Raw genomic sequence first — 23390 nt, 5'->3', positions numbered from 1 at the left:
GGGCGGACCTTCCACATTTTTCGGATCGGGTCGTTCTGCCTCATTCCGGAGCCGAGTCGCCAGGGATGAGATCGGCACCGGCTGAAGGCGCCAACTCGTGTTGGCGAGGAGTTGACCAACCCCTGGCTGTGTAGGCGGCATCGATCGCGGCGGTGACCTGCGGGGCTTCGTCACGGCGGACCAGAGCGATGGTGCAACCGCCGAAGCCACCGCCGGTCATCCGGGCGCCGAGGGCTCCGGCATCCACAGCGGCGGCAACGGAGACGTCGAGTTCGGGGCAGGACACGGCGAAGTCATCGCGCAGCGACGTGTGGGAAGCAGTCAGCAGGGTGCCAGCGTCCGCCCACCGGTCCTCCTCCAGCGCGGCGACCGTCTCGACCACGCGGGCGTTCTCGCTCACCACGTGCCGGGCGCGCGCCAGCAGGACCGGATCGGACAGCGCGCCGAGATCGTCGATGCCTGCGTCCCGCAGCGAGGCGACACCGAGTGCGGCTGCGGCCGCCTCGCACTGCTCCCGCCGCTGGGCGTACCCACCGTCCCCGTCGGCAAGGGAATGCCGGACGCCGGTGTCGGTCACGACGATCGTCAGGTCAGCGGCGCTGAACGCGACCCGGACCAGGTCGGTGACCGGCGCGGCGTCAGCGAAGTCGATGAAGACCGCGTGGTCTGCAGCACCGAGCAGGCTGGCGAGCTGGTCCATGCCACCGGTGGGTGCGCCGACGTACTCCGTCTCGGCACGACGGCAGGCCTCCGCGAGGTGCAGCCGGCTCGCCCTGTCCAGATCTTGTCCGAGGAGGCCGGCCAGCCCGACGGCGACCGCGCACTCCAGGGCGGCGGAACTGGACAACCCGCCCCCGAGCGGGATCGTCGAGGAGATCGAGATGTCGAGACCGGGGACCTGCCACCCGTCCTGGCCCAGCGCCCAGATCACCCCGGCGACGTACGACGGCCAGCCGGTCACGACGCGCGCCTCCACATCATCCAGCGACCCCGACCACGGCTCACCCTTGTCGCTGGCGATCGTGAGCCCGCGGTCGTCGCGAACCGTCAACGTCGCGGTGCACGCGAGCGGAATGGCGTAGGGAAGGCAGAGGCCGTGGTTGTAGTCCGTGTGCTCGCCGATCAGGTTCACCCGGCCGGGAGCGACGGCGGTCACGGTGGTCGGCGTCGAGGAGGTCACGTGTCCATCCTGCCCGTCGCGGTGTCGCTAGATTGGGTGCCGTGCCGCGCCCCCTGATCGTTGCCGCGACCGCGGCCGAAGCTGTCCATGTGCCTGCCGGGTTCGAGCTCCTGGTGACCGGACTCGGCAAGACCGCCGCGGCCACGTCGCTCGCTCGGCACCTGGCCGGCCGAACCGACCTGGCTGACGTCGAGGTCGTGAACATCGGCACCGCCGGTGCGTTGCGCGACGGCCTCCTCGACGAAAGTGGCGGGCTGTTCGAGATCGGAACGGTCTTCAACCACGACATCAACGCCGACGCGATCCGCGCCCTCGGGTACGACCCGCGTGAACGCCTGGTCGTGGGGGAGAGCCCGACGGTACTGGCGACGGGGGACGTGTTCGTGACTGACCCGATCGTTCGGACGCGCCTCGCGGAGCAGGCGCACCTGGTGGACATGGAGGGCTACGCGTTCGCTTACGTGGCGCAGGAGTTCGGCGTCCCTGTCCGGTTGATCAAGCACGTGTCCGACAACGCCGACGAGTCCGCGCTCGAATGGGTGGCGATGGTGGACCGGAGCGCGCAGGTGCTGGGCGCCTGGGTGGCCGACCACCTCTGATGGGCGAGGACATCGTCGAGGCCACCCCCGAGCGGGTGATGGCCGTGATCCAGGAGATGCGCTCCCTCCGGAAGTGGCCCGAGTCCCCGGACGACCGGATCGACTGGGTGATCGACGGACTGGAGGGACACACGTCGTTCTTCGGGCACTGCCTCGTGCTGGGAGCCACCTCCGACGCAACGGAGTTGGCTGCCCTGACCGGCCCGTTGGTCGACATGGGCGATGCACGCTGGCGGGCGCACCAACAGTTCGACGCGTCGCTGTTCACTGACGACGCCGACACCGACCCGACGGCGTACGACCGCCGCAGCGCGCTGGCGGACGTCATCCGCGCGCTCGATTCCGATGCAGCGGTGTACTGGCCACTCGGGTCCAATGCTGTCGTCCTCGTCGACAACTCGGGTACAGCGCCCGACACTGCCAAGGCTGCCGTGTTCGTGCTCCCGATCGAGTGGGTGACGGCACCGACCCAGGAGGAGAAGGCGCTCCAGGCGCCGATCGTCCAGGACTTCCTGTCGGGCGACAGCGATCGCGTCCGGTCAGCGCTGTGGACGGTCGTGAGGACCCGCGACCCGAAGGTCCTGATGCCGCTGGTGGCCGCTGTGCCCTCGATCAAGCGGGAAACTGCGGATGCCGACCTCGGCGGAATGCTCGCGTCCAACAACGCCCACCTGGATCATGCGCTGGCCCGTGTCGAACTCTTCCGCAAGGGCGTCTGCCTCTGCGCCGCGTACCTCTCGCACCAGTTCTACGATCCCGCGAAGGAGGAGCACAAGCGCTACGTGCGGATCGTGGGGACCGTCCCCAACTACCGGCAGTGGGAGCCGGACCGGATCTGTGAGTGCGCTGACTGCGGCAAGCGGTTCCAGGTCGAGCAGGGGGAGTACCACTACACCTGGTGGAAGTGGACCGAACTCCGCTAGAGGTCAGACCAGAGTGAGGGTGTCAACGGCTGCTGCTGGGGCGACGACCTCGGGACACACCCACGAAGTCCTGATGGACGTCGCTGTCGGCCGAACGCAGCCACAGCAGGGCCACGCTCGTCGGTTCCAGTTCGACCGGCCGCTGGACCACGTCCTTGCGGTGGTGGAGTCGCGCCACCGACATCGGCACGATCACGATTCCCGTGCCTGAAGCAGCGACCTCGATCGCGTCCTTCACCGACATCGGTGGGAACGCGAGCTGGTCGACGCTCGGCGTCCAGCCGGACGGGTGCGGCAGGACCAGTTGCTCCTCGGCCAGATCCTCCATCGGGATCGTGGAGTCCTGGTCGGCAGCCGCCACGAAGTGGTCCAGTCCTGCGACCACGACCGGCACTTCGTCGTACAACTTCACACAGTGGAGGGGCGTGGGGGACTCAAGGTCGACGGGCAGCCGCGCGATGACCATGTCGGCCGTGCCGTCATCGAGTACGACGCGCTGCTGGTCCTGCTCGATCGGCTGCAACTCGAGCCGGATCTTCGGGTTGCGCTCGCGCCAGGCGCGGGCCCACTTGTCGGGGGTCACGCCGGAGACGAAGGCGACACGCAACTGCTGCATGCCCCCACGATCCCAGACGTGACCCCGTGGGGTCGGATCAGGCCTGAGCGACCAGCCCGAACTGCACCGCGCCGGTGTCGTCCCTCCCGGCGTCGAGCACCATCGCATCGAGTTGATCGGCGGCCTTCGGGTCGAGGAAGACGGTGGCACCGTCCTGTTCGACGATGCGATCCCCGGTGTCGGGCTCGTTGCTGGCCATCACGGTGAAGCCCGTGTCGGCCGCGGTGATGCGGAGTCCAGCGGTGTCCGGCACTGCGGACACTTCGGTCATCTGCTTGACGATCGTGCAGGCGTTCTCAGTCAGGGTGAGCATGATTGCCTTCCCGGTTCGAGGTCAGAGACCTGTCCCAAGGTTGCACGCAGGTGGGCACGGTTCAAGGCAACGTCCCCGGAGAGGGGTCCCGATGCGGTGCTTGGGGCCACCCTTTGCTAACGTTTCCACGCACTCGTCCGGGTGGCGGAATTGGCAGACGCGCTAGCTTGAGGTGCTAGTGCCCGTATTAGGGCGTGGGGGTTCAAGTCCCCCCTCGGACACTCTGGAAGGCCCCACGTTGTGGGGCCTTCCGGCATTTCCCGGCTCGTCCGGTCCGCTCGGGGGCTAGCCTGCCGAGATGACGATGACCGCCAGCCAGATCGCGGCTTCCGTCCGCGGTGGCGAGAGCTCCGCTCGCGAACACACCCAGGCAGCGCTCGACCGCATCGCTGACCTCGATGGTCCCGTTGGCGCCTTCCAGGTCGTACGCCGCGAACGCGCACTCGACGAGGCCGACGCCGTGGACCGCCTGGCCGATCGATCGCTCCTTCCCCTCGCGGGGGTCCCGATCGCGATCAAGGACAACGTCCAGGTCGCTGGAGAACCGATGCGCGACGGCTCGACGGGCAGCGATCCGGCTCCACAGGACTCCGACCACGAAGTCGTCCGTCGCCTGCGTGCGGCGGGTGCCGTGGTGGTGGGCCTGACGCGCGTACCCGAACTCTGCGTCTTCGGCGCCACCGACTCGAGCTTCGGCGTGACCCGCAACCCGTTGGACCTCAACCGCACGCCCGGCGGCTCCTCCGGCGGGTCTGCGGCGGCAGTCGCTGCCGGGATGGTGCCCGTCGCCCACGGCAATGACGGCATGGGGTCGATCCGGATCCCTGCCGCCTGCTGCGGTCTCGTGGGCATCAAACCCGGCCTCGGCGTCGTACCGGCTGATCTCGGCAACGGTTCCTGGTTCGACATGTCGGAGAACGGACCGCTGGCCACCACCGTGGCCGACGCCGCCCTCGTGCTCTCGGTGATGGCCGACCAACCGGACCTCGCAGAGGTGCGGGAACCGCGCGCCCTGCGCGTCGCCCTCTCGACCAAGGTGCCGATGCCGCTCAACCCGCTGCACAAGGACTGGCGTGGAGCCGCACTCTCCACCACCGAACTGTTGCGGACCGCGGGGCACACCGTCGGGGAGGCCGATCCGAACTACGGCCAGGCCCTCGCTGCACGCGAGATTGCGCGCTGGACTGCGGGGACGGAACTCGATGCGCAGTGGCTGCAGGATCGCGACCAGATGGCCAAGCGCACGCGGCGCCATGCCGCCCTGGGGCGGATGGTCCTCAAGGCCGGCTTCCCGAAGGACAAGGGTCGCGCGGCCTGGATCGCTCGCGCGGAGCAGCTCTTTGCTGACCACGACGTCTTGCTGACCCCGGCACTGGCGCGGTATCCGAAGTCGTCCGCCGCCTGGTCCGAGCGGGGGTGGCTCGCCAACTCCTTCTCGGACGCGCGCCACGCACCGTTCGCCGCTCCGTGGAACCTCGCGGGGTGGCCCGCGATCGTCGTACCAGCGGGAACGGGGTCCGGGAGCACGCCGCTTGCGATCCAGCTCGTCGCCCGACCCGGTGGAGAGGCTCTCCTGCTCGGCCTGGCTGCCCAACTCGAGGCAACCCGGCCCTGGCGCAGGCACCGGTAGATCAGTTGTCGCTGCGGTCGACCTCGTTGCCCTCGAGGTCGTAGTTGATCGAGGCGCTCTGGCTGAACTCGTTCGAGACGTACGCCGAGATCCAGGCGTCGGCGCGATCGGGGAACGTGTCGTCGGGCTTGCGGATGATCAGGTAGCAGTTGCCCGGGTCGTCGATCAAGGCCGACACCTCGTCGCACATCCGGGCGAAGTGCGCCGGATCGACGTCGGCCAGGTCGAACGGCTCTGCGTCGTCGGTGCCCTTGATCTCCATGCCGAAGCTGCCATCCCAGCGGTAACTGATCTCGCGCTCGTCGTTCGGCGCCAGCGGCAAGTCGACACGTGCGTAGCCGGGGTAGATCACGGCCTCGAAGACTTCGGTCGATCCGTTCTTCTCCTCGATGTCCTCGAGCAGGCTCGTGAATCCCTCCACGGTCTGCGGCTCGGCAGTGCCGAACGCGGACCTGGCGATCGACACGGCGCCCCACCCGATCCCGCCGATCACCACGGCACCGATCAGCAGCGGCACAGCCGGGCTCCGGCGTCGTACGGTGCGCTCCTTGATGGTCCGCGGCTTCTTCGGCCTGGTCGGCGGAGAAGGCGGCTGGTACGGCTCGATCTTCCCGGCGGGCTCAGCGTCGGGGGACGGGTCCGGGTTGTAGGTCTTCCACTCATCGGGCGGCGTCACGGGCCCACGGTATCGCCGGAAGGACCGTCGTGAAACGGGGCCGTCACCGGAACTTGGCCGAGAGATCACCCGACCATCCGGAGGACGGATTCCGCGGTTCCGACCGAACTCCCGTCCGGATCCGGCATCATCGGTGCCGTGCCGGCCGATCTGCTCTTCGAGCGTGAGCGCTCGCTGGAGGCCTTGCAAGCGGTCCTGGTCGCCGCACGCGCCGGCACCGGACGCGCCGCCCTGGTGACCGGTGCGCCGGGCATCGGCAAGACCCGGCTCCTCGGCGCCTTGATGGCCGAAGCCTCCGCCGGCGGGGTGGTCTGCCTGTCCGCCACCGGGCACACCATGGAACAGGACTACGGCTTCGGCGTCGTCCGTGCACTCTTCGCCCAGCTCCCCGAGGCCCTGCGTGACGAACTGGTCGACGAGGGCGGTCGTGCCTCCGCGGACGCACCGGCCGGAGCGCTCTTCGCGTTGCTCGACGCCCTGCTCGACGCCCTGACCCGCGCCGCGGCCCAGCGGCCGTTGCTGGTCGTGGTCGACGACCTCCAGTGGGTCGACGAGCCATCCCTGCGGTTCCTGCACTTCCTCGCCCGCCGCCTGTCCGGCACCGGCATCGGACTGGTGCTCGCGGTCCGGAGCGGCCAGCAGCACGGCTCGATCCTGGCCGAGCTCGGCCACACCGTGAGCGGAACCGAGGTCGCCCTTGGGCCACTGACCCGCGACGCCGTCGGCGCCGTCCTTCGGGAGCGCCTCGGCGACGTCGCCGAGGTCTTCATCGACGCCTGCATGACCTGGACCCGCGGCAATCCGCTCTTCCTCTCCGAGCTGTCGGCGACGATGGCCACCGAGGGCATCGAACCCACGGCTGACGGCGCAGCCCGGCTCGCCGAACTCGCCCCCGGCACCATCGGCCGACTGGTGTTCGTGCGGATTGCGCGGGCCGGGGATGCCGCCGTGTCGCTCGCCCAGGCGGTCGCCGTGCTCGGCGACGCACCCACGGTGGCCGCAGCCGCCCGCCTTGCCGACCTCAGCGTCGCCGCGGCCGGAGAGGCGGCCGTCGCGCTGATCGGGCTCGACATCCTGGACCAGTCCCTCGCGTTCACCCATCCCGTCGTCCGTGAGGCCGTGTACGACGACCTGGCGGCTCCGCTGCGCGCAACCAGACACTTCGCAGCGGCGGAGGTGTTGCATGAGCTGTCGGCGCCGGTCGAGGCCATCGCTGCTCAACTCCTGCTCGCGCCCGCTGTCGACGCGCCGTGGGTCCGACCTGCGCTGCAACGCGCGGCGCGGGCGGCCGTGGCCCGCGGCGCGCCTGACGCCGCCGCTCGGTTCCTGGGTCGCGCCCTGGGCGCCGACGCAGAGCGGGCCGACGCCGCCGACGTCGCGACGCTCGGTGGGATCGACGCCCATGGGTCGGGCGATCAGGCGCAGGTGGCACTGGACGTCACTCGCACCCACCTGTTGTGGATTGCCGGCCGCTCGACCGCGGCGATCGAGCTTGCAGACCGGACGGTCGACGTACGCTCGGGCGAGGACAGCCGACCGGACGCCATGCTTGCCATGAAGCTGATGCTGCAGTGCGTCACGCCCGGGGCTGAACGACCTTCACCCGAGCTGCTGGACCGGTTCGCCAGCCTGACGGGCCAGACCCAGGTCGAGCGGGACTGCCTGCTCCCCGTGATCCTGTACCGGCTGGCACGAGGCACCCCGGCTGCAGAGATCCGGCCCCTGATCGCGAAGGTGACGTCCGGACAGAACACCCACTCCGCCAAGCGACGGTCGCCGGCCACGTGGCTCTTCCTGCTGCTGCACCTCGGCGACCTGGACCGGACGCTCGACTTCGTCGACCGCTATCGGGCAGCAGCGGAGGACACGGATTCGCCGATGTGGCGGGCCGAGGCACTCACCGTGCGCTCGCAGACGCTCTATCGGTTGGGTCGGATCGCCGAGGCCGAGCACGACGCCAACGAAGCCCTGGCCATCACCGACGGCACCTTCGCACTGACCGGTCCGGTCGCCGCGGCGACGCTGATGCAGAGTCGTCTGGAACTGGGCGATCAGGCGGGCGCGATCGCGGCGGCCGAGGGCTTCAAGTTCCCCTCGCAGCGCGAGGACACTGCGTTCGCCGCCCTCGCCGAGGCCGCGACCGGCCGGGTCCGCACTCGGACGGGCGACCCGGAAGGTGGCCTGTCTCTCCTGCGGAGCGCGGGGGAGAAGCTCGACTCGGTCGAGTGGATCATCACCGAACTGTCCCCGTGGCGGATCGACGCCGCCCAGGCACTCGTCGGGCTGGGGAGGAAGGACGAGGCGATCGAGACCATCGCGCCGGCGTACGACGCCGCCGTCCGCTTCGGCGCCCCGAACGGGCTCGGCCGCGTCCTCAGGGTGCGGGCCCTGCTCGAGGAACCGGTCTCCATCGACCTGCTCCGCGAGGCCGTTGCCGTGTACGACGACGGGGGACTCCCGCTCAAGCGGGCTCACGCGCTCGTCGAACTGGGCGCCGCGTTGCGCCGGGCCGGACACCGAACGGATGCCCGCGAACCCCTCGCGGAGGCCATGGACCTCGCCCATCGGTGTGGGGCCCGGCCGCTGGTGGACCGCGCCACCGATGAGCTCACCGCCGCGGGATCCCGCCCCCGCACGACCGCCCGGACCGGGGTGGAAGCGCTGACCGCCTCCGAGCTCCGGGTCGCCCGGCTCGCCGCCTCGGGACTGCGCAACGCCGACATCGCGCGGGAGCTGTTCGTCCAGCCGACGACGGTCGAGAAGCACCTGGCATCCGTGTTCCGGAAGCTCGGCATCGAGTCCCGAACGGACCTCCCCACCCTCTGACCCCCCACCTGACGGTGGGGTGTGCCCACGCAAAGGGTGGGGTCCGTCCTCAATGTGCGGGTGGGGTCGTTCCCGCGACGCTCATCTCGTGGAACTGGACAACCCGATCACCCTGCGGCTCGTCATCGACGCCGGCAGCACCCCCCTTCGCGGGCTGGTCACCTCAGGTGACCAGGAGCCCCGCGAGTTCAACGGGATGCTCCAGTTCCTCGAACTCATCGATCGCCTCAACGTCTCTCCTCTCGACTCAAGGAACCCCTCATGAAAATGCTTCGTCCGATCGCCTTCGCCGTTGCCCCGGTGGCCGCTGTCGCTGCGTTGGGTGCGACTCCCGCGCCGGCCGCACACGCTGCCAACGTCGCGCCGAAGATTGTCGCTGCGTCGATGCTCGACACCGACAAGGACAACAAGGCGGACCGCGTCCAGCTGACCTACTCCGAGCCGATCAAGCACCTGCTCGACACCAGCGGCTTCCCGTTCGTGGTCTCCGGCTACACCGTGACCAGGGTCGCCGCAGCGTCCGGGGTGAAGACGCTCCTCATCCACATCACCGAGCGGAGCACGACGGACATCTCGGCCAAGCCGTCCATCAAGTACACGCGCACGTCGTCACAGCCGGTCAAGGACGTTGCCGGCCTGCAGGCCGTGGCGCAGACCTTCACTGGCACCCGGGCCCTTGACCTGGACGCTGACGGCTCGGCTGTCGGGGACTGCGCCCCGCTGAGCGCGTCGATCAACCCGACGGCGCTGGACCGCCCCGACCTGGCCTTCGTCGACGCCAACTGCGACGGCATCGACGGGGACGCGAAGACCGCGATTTTCGTGTCTCCCGACTCCGGCCAGGAGGTCAACCCGGGCACCAAGGCCCTGCCGGTGCGGACGATGGCGCAGGCGATCAACCTGCGTTCGGCCACCCGCAACACGATGCTGGTGACCGGCATCTGGTCGCCCAACGCGCCGGGCGTGACCGTCCCCGACGGGATGAGCATCTTTGGCGGCTACGACCTCACCTGGAAGCGGAGCCACACCCCCACCGGGTCGAACGGACTGCCGTTCCTGATCCAGGGCACCAGCGAACTCCAGTTGCTGAACCTGATCGTGGCCGGCGACGCTGTCGCGCTCAAGGTGGCGGGCGGCAACGCCACCCTCGGGGAGGTCAGCCTCGAGAACGCGCTCTCCGAGACCAACTCGATCGCGCTCAGCGTCGTCAACGGCGGCAAGGTCACCGCGACCCGCGGCAAGATCACGTCGGGCAGGGCGCAGTTCAACAGGAACGCCATCACCGAGATCGGCGGCGGCAACGGCCCGTGGGGTGCCGCCGGCGACAAGGGTGGCGCGGGATCCTGTGACCACTGGAGCGGTGGCGACAGCGGTGACGGCGGCGGCTACGGCGACCCCGACGCCGAGGCGTTGGGCGGCAACGGCGGGTTCGGCGGGAACGACGCCAATGACAGCATCGCCAACGGCCTCAGCGGCGGATCGGGATCCGGCGGCGCGGTGGGCGGCGCCGGCGGCCTCGAGGGCAACCCCGGCAAGGCAGGCACCAACGGCGCCAGCGGTGGGCCGGGCGTCAATGGCGCTCCGGGTGCGGTCCGCACCGGAACCTTCAGCCTCGGCGGCTACGCGCCGGCGACGTCCCTCGCGGGTAACGACGGCACCAACGGCGGCGGCGGCGCCGGTGGTGGCGGTGGCGGCGGCCAGGTCGGCCTGACCGTTCTCAGTGGTAGCGGCAACGGCGGCGGTGGCGGTGGCCAGGGCGGCATGCGTGGCCGGGGCGGACGCGGCGCCAAGGGCGGCTACGCCTCGATCGCGATCTACGTCCCGCTGGGCTCGGTCACGCTGAACGGCACTCAGGTCGTCACCGGCAGCGGTGGCAACGGCGACCTCGGTGGCCAGGGCGGGACCGGTGGCCAGGGCGGCACGGGCGGCGTGGGTGGCAGCACCTGCCTGACCGAGGTCGGTCGGGGCGGCGACGGCGGAAGTGGGGGTCGTGGCGGCAACGGAGGCAAGGGTGGCGACGGCCAGGGCGGTCCGAGCATCGGGATCTACACCGGGCCCTACGCGGCAGCGACCACCACCGGTGTCACCTACACGATCGGCGCGGCTGGTACCGGCCCGCAGGCGATCCGGGCCACGATCTACTGACCGTGCAACGATGGCCGCATGGCTGATGTGGCACCCGACGACCTCTCCGTGACCGGAGAGGTCGTCGCGTTGTGTCGTGAGCTGATCCGGATCGACACCTCGAACTACGGCACCGACGAGGGGCCGGGGGAGCGCAAGGCGGCGGAGTACGTCGCCGGGTTGCTCGACGAGGTCGGGATCGCTGCGGAGGTCATCGAAACGGCGCCCGGGCGAGCCAACGTCGTGGCACGCTGGGGCGGGACAGGCTCGACCAATGGGCGAACCGATGCGCTCCTGCTGCACGGCCACCTCGACGTCGTACCCGCGGCTGCCGAGGACTGGCAGATCCACCCGTTCAGCGGCGAGGTGCAGGATGGGTACGTCTGGGGCCGCGGCGCCGTCGACATGAAGGACTTCGACGCGATGCTGCTGTCCGTGGTCCGGGCCCGCCAACTCTCCGGCCGCGTGCCCGAACGCCCCGTCGTTCTCTGCTTCACCGCCGATGAGGAAGCCGGCGGCCATCAGGGCGCTGAAGTCCTGATCCGTGACCACCGCGAGTGGTTCGAGGGCTGCACCGAAGCCGTCGGCGAGGTCGGTGGCTTCAGCACCACGGTCCGGGGCCAGCGGCTCTACCTGATCGAGGCCGCTGAGAAGGGCATGGCGTGGATGCGGCTCACCGCCCGCGGCCGAGCCGGACACGGCTCGATGATCAACCACGACAACGCCGTCACCCGGCTCGCTGCCGCCGTCGCCCGCATCGGTGCCCACGACTGGCCCGTGCGCCTCACGCCGACGATGAAGACCTTGCTCGCCACCGTCGCCGACATTGCCGGCACGGAAGCCACACCCGAGAACGCGCAAGCCCTCGTCGAGGAATTCGGCGGCGCTGCCCGGATGCTCGGCGCCGTCCTGCGGAACTCGACCAACCCGACCATGCTCGACGCGGGTTACAAGGTCAACGTCATCCCGACCGAAGCGACCGCCCACGTCGACGGGCGCTTCCTGCCCGGGTTCGAGGACGAGTTCTTCGCGACCCTCGCCGAACTGACCGGCGAGGGCATCGAGATCGACTACCTCTCGAAGCAGCCCCCCTGGGAGATGCCGTACGACGGCCCGCTGGTCGACGCCATGACCAGGAGCCTGCTCGCTGAGGATCCCGGCGCGATCGTGGCGCCGTACCTGATGAGCGGCGGCACCGATGCCAAGCACTTCACCAAGCTCGGGATGCGTTCCTACGGGTTCGCCCCGCTGCGGCTGCCCGAGGACCTCGACTTCACCGCGCTGTTTCACGGGGTCGACGAACGGGTCCCGGTCGACGCGCTCGAGTTCGGTGCGCGCGTGATGGACCGGTTCCTCGGCGAGATCTAGGCGGTTCGCACGGCCCGGATGATCTTGCGACGCAGCACGATCCGGCGCTTGCCGTCCGGCCCGATCTGCACGCGGTCCAGCTCCCAGCCGCCTTGTTCGGCGCGCTCGACGAGCAACTTCGCCACCACGTTGCGGGAGAAGTCGCGGTCGAAGACGACCCGGTCGAACTCCCACTCCACCCCACGTCCCAGCCCGCGCATCAGCCCGGGACGGAGCAGGGTGTTGCTCATGCGGCCGATCCGGAGACGTCGTCCAGGGCTGCGCGGATCTCCGGCGGCAGTGTCTTGGCCTCGGCGTCCAGCGCCACCTTGAGTTGCGCAGCCGTTCGGGCGCCGACGATCGGCGCGGTGACGCCGGGGGAGTCGCGCACCCAGACGAGGGCCACCTCGAGCGGGGCCCACCCCAGGCCGTCGGCTGCGCGGACCACGGCTTCCACGATGCCGCGGCTCCGGTCGTCCATGTAGGCCTCGACGAATCCGGCGAAGACGGGGGAGGCGGCGCGGGAGTCCGACGGGGTGCCGGTGCGGTACTTGCCGGTCAGCACACCGCGACCAAGCGGGGACCACGGGAAGACGCCAAGTCCGAGCGCCTCGACGGCCGGAAGGACCTCGCGTTCGATGCGCCGGTTCACCAGGGAGTACTCCACCTGGGTCGACGTGATCCGGGCGCGCCCCGGGATGGCTTCCTGCAGGGTCGCCGCCCGGGCGGTCTGCCAGCCGTTGTAGTTCGAGATCCCGACGTACGACGCCCGCCCGCTCGCGACCGCGTGGTCGAGCGCGCCCAGGGTCTCCTCGAGCGGGACGATGTCGGTCCAGACGTGGACCTGCCACAGGTCGACGTGGTCGGTGCGCAGCCGCTTGAGCGACATGTCCAGCGCGCGCAGCAGCGAACCGCGCGACGTGTCGGTGATCCGCTCGTTGGCACGACGCGAGATGCCGGCCTTGGTGGCCAGCACCACCTCGTCGCGCCGTACGACGTCACCGAGGAGGGAGCCGATCAGTTCTTCCGAGCGCCCGTCGGTGTAGCCGGCCGCTGTGTCGATCGTGGTGCCACCGGCTTCGACGTACGCCGCCAACTGGTCCCGCGCTTCGTGCTCGTCCGTGTCCTTGCCCCACGTCATCGAGCCCAGGGCGAGCCGCGACACCTGGAGTCCGCTGGCGCCGACGTACCGCTGCTGCATGACGGACAAGGTATCCGGCAACCCGAGGGTCGCGTGCTCGGGCACGCCGAGAGATACCTAGGATGCTGCGTTGTGGCGGACTTCCTGCAAGCGGTGTTCCTCGGTGTTCTCCAGGGCCTGACCGAATTCCTGCCCATCTCGAGCAGCGCGCACCTGCGCTTCTTCCCGGAACTCTTCGGCTGGGGAGACCCGGGGGCGGCCTTCACGGCCGTGATCCAGATCGGCACCGAGCTGGCCGTGCTGCTCTACTTCCGCAAGGACATCTGGCGGATCGCGAAGGCGTGGACACTGTCGCTGTTCAAGCCGGAGTACCGCGGCGCGCTCGACGCGCGGATGGGCTGGTACATCATCGTCGGCTCGATGCCGATCGTGATTCTCGGGATCCTGCTCAAGGACATCATCGAGAAGGACTTCCGCAACCTCTGGATCATCGGCACCGCGCTGATCGTGATGGGCCTTGTGCTCGGGTTCGCCGACCGGATCGGCAAGACCGATCGCCAGGTCAAGCAGATGACGCTGCGGGACGCAGGCCTGATGGGTGGCGCGCAGGCGCTCGCCCTCATCCCGGGTGTCTCCCGCTCCGGCGCCACGCTCTCGATGGGTCGCCTGCTCGGCTACGACCGCGAAGCGGCCACCCGGTTCGCGTTCCTGCTCGCCATCCCGGCCGTCGTGGGCGCCGGTTTGTTCGAACTCAAGGAGATCTCCGACGTCGGCAAGGCCCACCCGGGCGAGGCCGACTACGGCTGGGGTCCGACCCTCACCGCGCTGGTCGTCTCCTTCATCGTCGGGTACGCCGCCATCGCGTGGCTGCTGCGCTACGTCAGCAAGAACTCCTACACGCCGTTCGTGGTCTACCGCGTCCTGCTCGGTACGGCGGTCCTCGTCCTGCTCGGCGCGGGCGTCGTCAACGCCTGAGTCAGAGCCAGCCGGAGCGCTTGAAGAACAGGAACAGCGCGAACGACGTTCCGAACATCAGGAACATCGCGAACGGGTACCCCAGCAGCCAGTGCAGTTCAGGCATGTGGTCGAAGTTCATGCCGTAGACACCGGCGATCAGGGTCGGTACGGCGGCCAGGCCGATCCCGGCGGAGATCTTGCGCATGTCGTCGTTCTGCTGGACGGCGACCCGGGCCAGGTGGGCGTCGAACGCCGTTGACAGCAACCCGTCGAGCGTGTCGATCTCGTCGGCCGCCTGCTGTAGGTGGTCGCTGACGTCACGGAAGAACGGCGCGGATTCCGCCTCGATCAGGGCCACCGCTCCGGCCGTGAAGCGCCGCATCGGTTCGCGCAGCGGGAGTACCGCCCGTCGTACCTCGGAGAGCTCACGCTTGAGGATGTAGATCCGGTTCGCGTCGCTGGTGCGGCTGTCCGAGAAGACCGAGGTCTCGACCTCGTCGACATCGGTCTGCAGTTCGTTGACCACACCCGTGTAGCCGTCGACGACGGCGTCGCACACCGCGTACACGACCGCGGAAGGGCCGTGGTCGAGCACCGCCTGCTTCTGCTCGAGGGCGTGCCGGGCGTCGCTGAGGGAGGATCCACGCCCGTGTCGGACGGTGATCACGAAGTCCTGGCCGATGAACATGTTGATCTCGCCGGTCTCGACGGCGTCGTCCTCGTCGACGTACCAGAGGGTCTTGAGCACGAGGAACAGACTGGTGTCGTACTGCTCGAGCTTCGGGCGCTGGTGCGCGACGACCGCGTCCTCCACGGCGAGGGGGTGCAGGCCGAACGCGTCGGCGATCTCGGACAGTTCGATGTGGCTGGGCTCGTAGAGCCCGACCCAGACGAAGTCGTGATGGTCGCGGGCAGCCTCGCGCAGTGCCACGTAGTCGTGCAGGGTGCAGTCGACGGGCACCCGCTGCCCGTGGCGGTAGACGGCGCTGTCGACGATCACGGGGCAACGGTAGTGGCTAGGCTCGCCGGCATGGCCACCTTGCTGCTCGTCCGCCACGGGCGCACCACCGCGAATGCGTCAGGAGTGCTCGCCGGCCGCACGCCGGGCGTCGTCCTGGACGACAAGGGCATCGAGCAGGTGGCCGCTGCCGGCGCCCGGATCGGCGCCGTGCCGATCGCGCGCCTCATCACGAGCCCCCAGGAACGCTGCCGGCAGACCGCCGCGGCAGTCGGCGCGGCGCAGAAGGCCTCCGGACACCCGACGACCCGCGCGCGCACCGAGCGGGCGCTGGCCGAGTGCGACTACGGCGACTGGCAGGGTCAGGCGATCAAGGTGCTCCTCAAGGAGCCGCTGTGGCGCACCGTCCAGCAGCAACCGTCCGCGGTGACCTTCCCCGGCGGCGAGTCGATGGTCGCGATGCAGCACCGCGCCGTTGCCGCCGTACGACGACTGGACGCCGAAGTGACCGAACAGCACGGAGCTGACGCGGTCTGGGTGGCCGTCAGCCACGGCGACATCATCAAGTCCGTGCTCGCGGACGCCCTGGGCATGCACCTGGACCTCTTCCAGCGGATCAACGTCGATCCCGCTTCTGTCTCGGTCATCCGTTACGGCATCGACCGGCCGTACGTGGTCGCAACCAACACGCACGCCGGCGACCTCTCGTGGCTGGCCGGGAAGCCGGGCAAGTCCGCTGGCGGTGCGTCTGGTGCGGTCGTGGGCGGCGGCGCGGGTCCGTCTTGACCGGGCCTCGCTAGGGTTCTTCTCATGCCGATCGTTCACTCCTTCGACCCGCCCGAGCGGTTCATCGCCGGCACCGTGGGCGAGCCCGGCAGCCGCACCTTCTTCATCCAGGCCGTCGACGGGAAGCAGATCGTCTCCGTCGCGCTGGAGAAGCAGCAGGTGGAGGCGTTGGCGCAGCGCGTCGACGAACTGCTCGACGAGGTGATCGCGGACGGCACGGCCCGGGTCGTCGTACCGGCTGTGGCGCCGTTGGCCCTCGTGGACGACGCGCCGCTGGCCCTGCCCATCGAGGAGGAGTTCCGCGCCGGGACCATGACGCTCTCGTGGGACCCCGAGGACGAGCGTGTGGTGATCGAGGTGTTCCCGATCGGGGAGGAGCCCGCCGAGCTCGCCGACGGCGAGGACCCCGTCGAGATGCTGCTGGTCCGCCTCGAACCCGGCCAGGCGCGGGCCTTCGTGCAGCGCGCCGAGTCGATCATCGGCGCGGGCCGTCCCTCGTGCCCGTTCTGCGGCCACCCGATCGACCCCGACGGCCACCTGTGTGTGCGGGCCAACGGGTTCAAGCGACGCGACCCCTGATCCAGCGCCGTGGGTGACCTGACGATCAAGGGCCGGATCATGCCGGCCTCCAACGCGACCTTCCTTGGGGAACTCGACGGCCAGGAGGTCGTCTACAAGCCCGTCGCGGGGGAACGCCCGCTCTGGGACTTCCCCGACGAGTCCCTGGCGCACCGGGAAATCGCTGCCCACCTGGTCTCGGTGGCCAGCGGCTGGGACATCGTGCCGCGCACCTGGTGGGACGAGGGACCGCACGGTCCCGGCATGTTCCAGGAGTGGCAGGAGGTCGACCCCGAGCAGGACGCCGTCACCCTGGTAGCCGCGGGGGAGACCCCTGAGGGCTGGATCGCGGTGATGGACGGTCTCGACGACCGCGACCGGCCGATCTCCCTCGTCCACGAGAACACTGCCGCACTGCGCCGGATGGCCGTCTACGACGTCATCATCAACAACGCCGACCGCAAGGGCGGACACGTTCTGGCGATGGCCGACGGCCGCCGCCTCGGTGTCGACCACGGAGTCGCCTTCCACCATGATCCGAAACTCCGCACGGTCCTGTGGGGCTGGGCCGGGTCCGCTTTGACCGTGGAGGAGGCGGCCGTCGTCCGCGCCTTGTTGGCCGACATCCGCGGTGACCTCGGCGAACGGTTGGGGTTCCACCTCGCCGAGCACGAGATCGAGGCGCTCGAGCGTCGTACCCGACGACTCCTCGCAACGGGTGAGCTGCCCGGGCCGTCCCGTCACGGGCCTGCCATCCCGTGGCCGCCCTTTTAGTTCAAGCAACTAGCATCAGCGTCATGCGCGCATGGAACGCACCGGGCATCCCGGTCCTCCCGGTCACCGGTCCTCCGGTCGTCCTCCACGACACGTCCACGGGCGGCAAGGTGGAGACCAGTCCCGAGGGTCCCGCGCGTCTCTACGTCTGCGGCATCACGCCGTACGACGCCACGCACATCGGTCACGCCAACACCTACATCGCGTTCGACCTGCTCAACCGGGCCTGGCGCAGCGCCGGGCACGACGTCCGGTACGTCCAGAACGTCACCGACGTCGACGACCCGCTGCTCGAGCGCGCCACCAAGGTCGGCGTCGACTGGGTCGAGCTCGCGGAGCGTGAGACCGAGCTCTTCCGCCACGACATGGAGGCCCTGCGGGTCCTGCCTCCGGCCGAGTACGTCGGCGCGGTCGAGTCCATCCCGCTCGTGATCGAGTTGATCCAGCGCCTGGACGCCGGCGGCTCGCTCTACCGCGTGGACACCGATCTCTACTTCTCGGTGGCAGCCGACCCCGCCTTCGGCGAGGAGTCCCGCTACGACCGCGAGACCATGCTCCGCTTCTTCGCCGAGCGCGGCGGAGACCCTGACCGCCCGGGCAAGAAGGACCCGCTCGACTGTGTCGTGTGGCGCGGCGAGCGCGAGGACGAGCCGTCGTGGGACAGCCCGTTCGGCAAGGGCCGACCCGGCTGGCACATCGAGTGCGCCGCCATCGCGCTGCAGCACCTCGGCACCGGCTTCGACGTCCAGGGCGGGGGCAGCGACCTCGTCTTCCCGCACCACGAGATGTGCGCCGGCCACGTCCAGGTGGCCACGGGTGAGCCGTTCGCCAAGGCCTACAGCCACGCCGGGATGGTCGCGTACGACGGCCAGAAGATGTCGAAGTCGCTGGGCAACCTGGTCTTCGTGTCCGCGCTGCGCAACAGCGACATCGACCCGATGGCCATCCGCCTCGCCCTGCTGCGCCACCACTACCGCACCGACTGGGAGTGGACCGACGACCTGCTCTGGACGGCCGTCGACGACATCGCCAACCTGCGCCGCGCACTCGCCCTGGGCGACGGTGCCCCGGCAGCGCCCGTCGTACAAGAGGTCCTGGCCGCGCTGGCCGACGACCTCGACGCACCGCGGGCGACCGCCGCGATCGATGCGTGGGTCAAGGCGACCCTGGGCACCGATGGGCTCGCTGACAACAGCGACACCGAGGCGTCGATGACCCTGCTGCCCGTCCTCGACGCAGCGCTCGGGCTGTCCCTCTAGCCGCTCGGCCAATCGGCTCAGTCGTCGTCGCGGCGCTTGAGGTAGCGCTCGAACTCCCGCGCGATCGCCTCACCCGAGGCTTCGGGCAGGTCGACGGTGTCGCGCGACTCCTCGAGTTCGCGGACGTAGTCGGCGATGTCCTCGTCCTCTTCGGCGAGCTCGTCGACGCCGCGTTCCCAGGCCCGGGCCTCCTCGGGCAGGTCACCCAACGGGATCGGCGTCTCGAAGAGGTCTTCCAGTCGCACCAGCAGCGCCAGCGTGGCCTTCGGGCACGGCGGCTGGGCGACGTAGTGGGGGACCGCCGCCCAGAACGACACGGCGGGGAGGTCGATCCGCGCGCAGGCGTCCTGCAACACGCCCACGATGCCCGTCGGGCCCTCGTAGGTGGACTGCTCCAGGGAGAGCTGGTCCATCAGGTCCGGCTCGGTCGAGGACCCCGACACGGGAATGGGTCGCGTGTGCGGGCTGTCGGAGAGCAGGGCGCCGAGCGTGATCAGGAGCTCGCCGCCGAGGTCGTCGATCGTCGAGAGCAGTTCGGCGGTGAACTGGCGCCAGCGCATGTTGGGCTCGATGCCGCGGATCAGGATGACGTCACGGTCCAGGTCTGGCGGCGAGGCCACCGCGACGTGCGTGCTCGGCCAGTTGAGCTTGCGGAACCCGTTGTCGTCGATGCCGACGACCGGCCGATTGACCTGGAAGTCGTAGTACTCATCGGGGTCGATCACGGCCACCACCCGCGCGTCCCACACCTTCATCAGGTGGTCGACCACGGCTGTTGCGGACTCTGCGGCGTCGTTCCAACCCTCGAACGCAGCGATGACCACCGGCCGTACGAGGTCGGGGACCGTCTCGATCTCCATCACAATGCCGAGCCTAGTGCCCGGTTCCCGGTAGCATTCACAGAAGTCGAGAGGCGTTGCAACGGATGCAGATCACCAGGTCTGGTCCGCCACGCTCGGCCAGAGCAAGGACGCCTTCCGTCATGGAAGGAATGTACGTGGACGCCTGGGAGCAGAACATCCGCCCCGATTGCACCGATGAGCTCACGCGCGCGCTCGGCGAGCGGATCCTGGTCATCGACGGCGCCATGGGCACGGCGATCCAGCGGGACCGGCCCGACGAGGCCGGCTACCGCGGCGAGCGGTTCAAGGACTGGCCCAGCGACGTCCAGGGCAACAACGACCTGTTGACGATCACCCAGCCGCAGATCATCGCGGGCATTCACCGCGAGTACCTCGAGGCCGGCGCGGACATCCTCGAGACCAACACGTTCAACGCCAACGCGGTCTCCCTCGCCGACTACGACATGGCCGACCTCGCCTACGAGCTCAACTACGCCGGCGCCGCACTGGCCCGGGTCGAGTGCGACAAGCTGAGCACGCCGGAGAAGCCGCGCTATGTCGCCGGCGCCCTCGGACCGACGACGCGTACGGCGTCGATCTCCCCGGACGTCAACGACCCCGGCGCCCGCAACGTCTCCTACGACCAGCTCGTGGCGGCGTACCTCGAGGCTGCCAACGGTCTCGTCGACGGCGGCTCCGACCTCATCTTCATCGAGACGATCTTCGACTCGCTCAACGCCAAGGCCGCGATCTTCGCGGTCGAGACGCTCTTCGAGGAGCGTGGCCGCCGCTGGCCCGTCGTCATCTCGGGCACCATCACCGACGCCTCTGGCCGGACGCTCTCGGGCCAGGTCACCGAGGCCTTCTGGAACGCCATGCGGCACGCCAAGCCGCTCGCGATCGGCCTGAACTGTGCCCTCGGTGCCCCCGAGATGAGGCCGTACATGGCCGAGATCTCGCGGATCGCCGACACCTTCGTGTCGAGCTACCCGAACGCCGGCCTGCCGAACGCCTTCGGTGAGTACGACGAGTCGCCCGAGCGCCAGGCCGGCTACATCGAGGAGTTCGCCTCCGCTGGTCTCGTGAACCTGGTCGGTGGTTGCTGTGGCACGACGCCCGCGCACATCGCCGAGATCGCCAGGGTCGTCGAAGGCAAGACCCCCCGCGTCCTCCCGACGATCGACGTCGCGACCCGGCTGTCCGGGCTGGAGCCGCTGAACATCACCGAGGACTCGCTGTTCGTCAACATCGGTGAGCGCACCAACATCACCGGCTCCGCCCGTTTCCGCAACCTGATCAAGGCCGAGGACTACGACACGGCCCTGTCGGTTGCGCTCCAGCAGGTCGAGGTCGGTGCGCAGGTCATCGACATCAACATGGACGAAGGCATGATCGACGGCGTCGCCGCGATGGACCGGTTCACGAAGCTGATCGCAGCCGAGCCCGACATCAGCCGCGTCCCCGTGATGATCGACTCCTCCAAGTGGGAGGTCATCGAGGCCGGCCTGAAGAACGTCCAGGGCAAGCCGATCGTCAACTCGATCTCCATGAAGGAGGGCGAGGAGAAGTTCGTCCGCGAGGCCCGACTGTGCCGGAAGTACGGCGCCGCGGTCGTCGTGATGGCCTTCGACGAGCAGGGCCAGGCCGACAACCTGGAGCGCCGCAAGGAGATCTGTGGTCGCGCCTACCGGATCCTGACCGAAGAGGTTGGCTTCCCGGCCGAGGACATCATTTTCGACCCGAACTGCTTCGCGCTGGCCACGGGCATCGAGGAGCACGCGACGTACGGGATCGACTTCATCGAGGCGTGCGCCTGGATCAAGGAGAACCTGCCGGGCGTCCACATCTCCGGTGGCATCTCGAACGTCTCCTTCTCGTTCCGGGGCAACAACCCGGTCCGCGAAGCCATCCACGCGGTCTTCCTGTTCCACGCCATCAAGGCGGGCCTGGACATGGGCATCGTGAACGCCGGCGCCCTCGTGCCGTACGACTCGATCGACCCGGAGCTCCGCGAGCGGATCGAGGACGTCGTCCTGAACCGCCGCGAGGACGCTGCCGAGCGCCTGCTGGAGATTGCCGAGCGCTTCAACAACTCCGGTGACCCCAAGGAGGAAGCGGCCGCCGCCGAGTGGCGCAGCCTGCCCGTCCGCGAGCGGATCACGCACGCCCTGGTGAAGGGCATCGACGCGGACGTCGAGGCCGACACCGAGGAACTTCGCGCCGAGATCTCCGCGGCCGGAGGTCGTCCGATCGAGGTCATCGAAGGTCCGCTGATGGACGGCATGAACGTCGTCGGTGACCTGTTCGGTGCCGGCAAGATGTTCCTGCCCCAGGTCGTGAAGTCGGCCCGGGTCATGAAGAAGGCCGTCGCCTACCTGCTGCCGTTCATCGAGGCGGAGAAGCAGCCCGGCGACGTCGAGACGACCAACGGCACCATCGTGATGGCGACCGTGAAGGGCGACGTCCACGACATCGGCAAGAACATCGTCGGCGTCGTGCTGCAGTGCAACAACTACACCGTGATCGACCTCGGTGTGATGGTGCCTGCCCAGAAGATCCTGGACGCCGCCAAGGAGCACAACGCGGATATCATCGGGCTCTCCGGCCTGATCACGCCCTCGCTCGACGAGATGGTCAACTTCGCCGTCGAGATGGAGCGCCAGGGCCTCGAGATCCCGCTGCTGATCGGCGGAGCGACCACGTCGCGCGCCCACACCGCGGTCAAGGTGTCGCCTCGTCGTACCGGCCCGGTGGTCTGGGTGAAGGACGCGTCACGTTCCGTCCCGGTCGCCGCTGCCCTGCTCGACGACAAGCAGCGCCCTGCGCTGCTCGAGGCGACCGAGAAGGACTACGCCAGCCTGCGCGAACGGCACGCCCAGAAGCACGAGCGGCCGACCGTCACGCTCGAGAAGGCCCGGGTCAACCGGACCCCGATCGAGTGGGAGGGCTACGTCCCGCCCGTCCCGCAGCAGCAGGGTGTCCGCGTCTTCAACGACTACGACATCTCCGAACTGCGCGAATACATCGACTGGCAGCCGTTCTTCAACGCCTGGGAGATGAAGGGCAAGTTCCCCGACATCCTCAACAACCCGGCGTCGGGCGAGGCTGCTCGCCGGTTGTACGACGACGGCCAGGACATGCTCGACCGGCTGATCAAGGAGAAGTGGCTGACCGCCAACGGCGTCATCGGCTTCTTCCCGGCCAACGCCGTCGGTGACGACGTCGAGGTGTACGCCGACGAGGAGCGCACCCAGGTCATCCAGGTGCTCCGCAACCTGCGCCAGCAGGGCGAGCACCGCGAGGGCATCCCGAACCGGTCGCTCGGCGACTTCGTCGCGCCCAGGTCGACCGGCCTCGACGACTACGTCGGTGCATTCGCCGTGACGGCGGGGCTGGGCAGCCAGGCCAAGATCATGGAGTTCAAGGAAGCCCTCGACGACTACAGCGCCATCCTGCTGGAGTCCCTCGCCGACCGTCTCGCGGAAGCCTTCGCGGAGCGGATGCACGAGCGGGTACGCAAGGAGTTCTGGGGCTACCAGCCCGACGAGGAGCTCTCCAACGAGGCCCTGATCGGCGAGAAGTACGTCGGCATCCGCCCCGCGCCCGGCTACCCCGCCTGCCCGGAGCACACCGAGAAGCAGACCCTGTGGGACCTGCTCGACGTCACCACCAACACCGGCATTGAGCTCACCGAGTCGATGGCGATGTGGCCCGGTGCCGCGGTCAGCGGTTGGTACTTCTCCCACCCGCAGTCGCAGTACTTCGTCGTGGGCCGCCTCGCCCAGGACCAGGTCGCCGACTACGCCACCCGCAAGGGCTGGACGCTCAAGGAAGCCGAGCGCTGGCTCGGCCCCAACCTCGGCTACAACCCGGAGGACTGA

Annotated in this window: 21 protein-coding genes and 1 tRNA gene; 14 read left to right on the top strand and 8 right to left on the bottom strand. The window is 69.3% G+C overall.

The genetic code is table 11. The features are described from left to right. Positions 1 to 40: 40 nt before the first annotated feature. Positions 41 to 1180 (bottom strand): galactokinase, encoded by a 1140-nt coding sequence (gene galK, locus HRC28_RS15330; RefSeq protein WP_202033087.1) that lies wholly within the window; start codon positions 1178 to 1180, stop codon positions 41 to 43. A gap of 41 nt (positions 1181 to 1221) precedes the next feature. On the opposite strand from galK, the gene HRC28_RS15325 reads away from it, so the two are divergent. Next, positions 1222 to 1779 (top strand): nucleosidase, encoded by a 558-nt coding sequence (locus tag HRC28_RS15325; RefSeq protein WP_182376350.1) that lies wholly within the window; start codon positions 1222 to 1224, stop codon positions 1777 to 1779. Then, the gene (locus HRC28_RS15320) at positions 1779 to 2702 is read left to right on the top strand and encodes a hypothetical protein (RefSeq protein WP_182376349.1); all 924 of its coding nucleotides are present in this window, start codon (positions 1779 to 1781) and stop codon (positions 2700 to 2702) included. Before HRC28_RS15325 ends, HRC28_RS15320 begins: the two co-directional genes overlap by 1 nt. Before the next feature lie 22 nt (positions 2703 to 2724). Here the strand turns inward: HRC28_RS15320 and HRC28_RS15315 are convergent, their stop codons facing one another. Further along, entirely contained in the window at positions 2725 to 3318 is a 594-nt protein-coding gene (locus HRC28_RS15315; protein WP_182376348.1) for a LysR family transcriptional regulator substrate-binding protein, read from the bottom strand. Positions 3319 to 3355: 37 nt separating this feature from the next. Further along, a complete protein-coding gene (locus tag HRC28_RS15310; RefSeq protein ID WP_182376347.1) occupies positions 3356 to 3631 on the bottom strand; it encodes a Fe-S cluster assembly protein HesB in 276 nt (91 codons plus the stop codon). Positions 3632 to 3766: 135 nt separating this feature from the next. On the opposite strand from HRC28_RS15310, the gene HRC28_RS15305 reads away from it, so the two are divergent. Both HRC28_RS15305 and HRC28_RS15300 read left to right on the top strand, forming a co-directional pair. Then, a tRNA-Leu gene (locus tag HRC28_RS15305) sits at positions 3767 to 3852 on the top strand. A gap of 77 nt (positions 3853 to 3929) precedes the next feature. Continuing rightward, positions 3930 to 5261: an amidase family protein gene (locus HRC28_RS15300; RefSeq protein ID WP_182376346.1), complete on the top strand. Its 1332-nt coding sequence runs from the start codon at positions 3930 to 3932 to the stop codon at positions 5259 to 5261. A gap of 1 nt (position 5262) precedes the next feature. Here the strand turns inward: HRC28_RS15300 and HRC28_RS15295 are convergent, their stop codons facing one another. After that, entirely contained in the window at positions 5263 to 5937 is a 675-nt protein-coding gene (locus HRC28_RS15295; RefSeq protein WP_182376345.1) for a hypothetical protein, read from the bottom strand. A gap of 138 nt (positions 5938 to 6075) precedes the next feature. Between HRC28_RS15295 and HRC28_RS15290 the strand changes: the two genes are divergently transcribed. From HRC28_RS15290 to HRC28_RS15275, 4 genes are all read left to right on the top strand, one after another. Next, positions 6076 to 8763 (top strand): LuxR family transcriptional regulator, encoded by a 2688-nt coding sequence (locus HRC28_RS15290; protein ID WP_182376344.1) that lies wholly within the window; start codon positions 6076 to 6078, stop codon positions 8761 to 8763. Between the two features lie 88 nt (positions 8764 to 8851). Next, complete coding sequence (locus HRC28_RS15285; protein WP_182376343.1) at positions 8852 to 9028, top strand: hypothetical protein; 177 nt, start codon at positions 8852 to 8854, stop codon at positions 9026 to 9028. Beyond that, complete coding sequence (locus tag HRC28_RS25645) at positions 9025 to 10908, top strand: putative metal-binding motif-containing protein (protein ID WP_182376342.1); 1884 nt, start codon at positions 9025 to 9027, stop codon at positions 10906 to 10908. Before HRC28_RS15285 ends, HRC28_RS25645 begins: the two co-directional genes overlap by 4 nt. Before the next feature lie 18 nt (positions 10909 to 10926). After that, a complete protein-coding gene (locus HRC28_RS15275) occupies positions 10927 to 12255 on the top strand; it encodes a M20/M25/M40 family metallo-hydrolase (RefSeq protein ID WP_182376341.1) in 1329 nt (442 codons plus the stop codon). Here HRC28_RS15275 and HRC28_RS15270 read toward each other — a convergent pair. Together HRC28_RS15270 and HRC28_RS15265 are read right to left on the bottom strand one after the other, a co-directional pair. Beyond that, positions 12252 to 12434 carry a DUF5703 family protein gene (locus HRC28_RS15270; RefSeq protein WP_182380673.1) on the bottom strand — a complete coding sequence of 61 codons (183 nt, stop codon included), beginning with the start codon at positions 12432 to 12434 and terminating at the stop codon, positions 12252 to 12254. The genes HRC28_RS15275 and HRC28_RS15270 overlap by 4 nt on opposite strands. Before the next feature lie 47 nt (positions 12435 to 12481). Next, positions 12482 to 13435: an aldo/keto reductase gene (locus HRC28_RS15265; RefSeq protein ID WP_182376340.1), complete on the bottom strand. Its 954-nt coding sequence runs from the start codon at positions 13433 to 13435 to the stop codon at positions 12482 to 12484. A gap of 72 nt (positions 13436 to 13507) precedes the next feature. Between HRC28_RS15265 and HRC28_RS15260 the strand changes: the two genes are divergently transcribed. Continuing rightward, entirely contained in the window at positions 13508 to 14350 is an 843-nt protein-coding gene (locus HRC28_RS15260) for an undecaprenyl-diphosphate phosphatase (RefSeq protein WP_182376339.1), read from the top strand. Between the two features lies 1 nt (position 14351). Here the strand turns inward: HRC28_RS15260 and corA are convergent, their stop codons facing one another. Beyond that, entirely contained in the window at positions 14352 to 15332 is a 981-nt protein-coding gene (gene corA / locus HRC28_RS15255) for a magnesium/cobalt transporter CorA (RefSeq protein WP_182376338.1), read from the bottom strand. A gap of 30 nt (positions 15333 to 15362) precedes the next feature. Between corA and HRC28_RS15250 the strand changes: the two genes are divergently transcribed. Genes HRC28_RS15250 through mshC form a run of 4 tightly spaced genes read left to right on the top strand, consistent with a single transcriptional unit; the run spans position 15363 to position 18667 of the window. Further along, positions 15363 to 16076 (top strand): MSMEG_4193 family putative phosphomutase, encoded by a 714-nt coding sequence (locus HRC28_RS15250; RefSeq protein ID WP_182376337.1) that lies wholly within the window; start codon positions 15363 to 15365, stop codon positions 16074 to 16076. A gap of 24 nt (positions 16077 to 16100) precedes the next feature. Then, on the top strand, positions 16101 to 16655 hold the full coding sequence (locus HRC28_RS15245; protein ID WP_182376336.1) for a DUF3090 domain-containing protein: 555 nt from the start codon (positions 16101 to 16103) through the stop codon (positions 16653 to 16655). Positions 16656 to 16664: 9 nt separating this feature from the next. Further along, on the top strand, positions 16665 to 17408 hold the full coding sequence (locus HRC28_RS15240; protein WP_182376335.1) for an SCO1664 family protein: 744 nt from the start codon (positions 16665 to 16667) through the stop codon (positions 17406 to 17408). A gap of 23 nt (positions 17409 to 17431) precedes the next feature. Then, on the top strand, positions 17432 to 18667 hold the full coding sequence (gene mshC, locus HRC28_RS15235) for a cysteine--1-D-myo-inosityl 2-amino-2-deoxy-alpha-D-glucopyranoside ligase (protein WP_182376334.1): 1236 nt from the start codon (positions 17432 to 17434) through the stop codon (positions 18665 to 18667). Between the two features lie 17 nt (positions 18668 to 18684). On the opposite strand, the gene HRC28_RS15230 is transcribed toward mshC, so the two are convergent. Beyond that, positions 18685 to 19530, bottom strand: a complete 846-nt coding sequence (locus HRC28_RS15230; protein WP_182376333.1) for a PAC2 family protein — start codon at positions 19528 to 19530, stop codon at positions 18685 to 18687. Between the two features lie 134 nt (positions 19531 to 19664). Here HRC28_RS15230 and metH point away from each other — a divergent pair, with 134 nt between their 5' ends. Further along, positions 19665 to 23390, top strand: coding sequence for a methionine synthase (metH, locus tag HRC28_RS15225; protein WP_237111507.1), 3726 nt, complete (start codon positions 19665 to 19667; stop codon positions 23388 to 23390).

The sequence above is a fragment of the Nocardioides sp. WS12 genome, assembly GCF_014108865.1.
Classification (GTDB): domain Bacteria; phylum Actinomycetota; class Actinomycetes; order Propionibacteriales; family Nocardioidaceae; genus Nocardioides.
The sequence above is the reverse complement of the archived record's forward strand: the minus strand, read 5'-3'. Positions and strand labels throughout refer to the sequence as shown.

Bases quoted from the DNA above. Each gene is read 5' to 3' on its own strand.
- HRC28_RS15320 (WP_182376349.1), top strand. From the start codon at position 1,779: ATGGGCGAGGACATCGTCGAGGCCACCCCCGAGCGGGTGATGGCCGTG.
- HRC28_RS15315 (WP_182376348.1), bottom strand. From the start codon at position 3,318: ATGCAGCAGTTGCGTGTCGCCTTCGTCTCCGGCGTGACCCCCGACAAG.
- HRC28_RS15310 (WP_182376347.1), bottom strand. From the start codon at position 3,631: ATGCTCACCCTGACTGAGAACGCCTGCACGATCGTCAAGCAGATGACC.
- HRC28_RS15300 (WP_182376346.1), top strand. From the start codon at position 3,930: ATGACGATGACCGCCAGCCAGATCGCGGCTTCCGTCCGCGGTGGCGAG.
- HRC28_RS25645 (WP_182376342.1), top strand. From the start codon at position 9,025: ATGAAAATGCTTCGTCCGATCGCCTTCGCCGTTGCCCCGGTGGCCGCT.
- HRC28_RS15275 (WP_182376341.1), top strand. From the start codon at position 10,927: ATGGCTGATGTGGCACCCGACGACCTCTCCGTGACCGGAGAGGTCGTC.
- HRC28_RS15265 (WP_182376340.1), bottom strand. From the start codon at position 13,435: ATGCAGCAGCGGTACGTCGGCGCCAGCGGACTCCAGGTGTCGCGGCTC.
- HRC28_RS15250 (WP_182376337.1), top strand. From the start codon at position 15,363: ATGGCCACCTTGCTGCTCGTCCGCCACGGGCGCACCACCGCGAATGCG.
- HRC28_RS15245 (WP_182376336.1), top strand. From the start codon at position 16,101: ATGCCGATCGTTCACTCCTTCGACCCGCCCGAGCGGTTCATCGCCGGC.
- mshC (WP_182376334.1), top strand. From the start codon at position 17,432: ATGCGCGCATGGAACGCACCGGGCATCCCGGTCCTCCCGGTCACCGGT.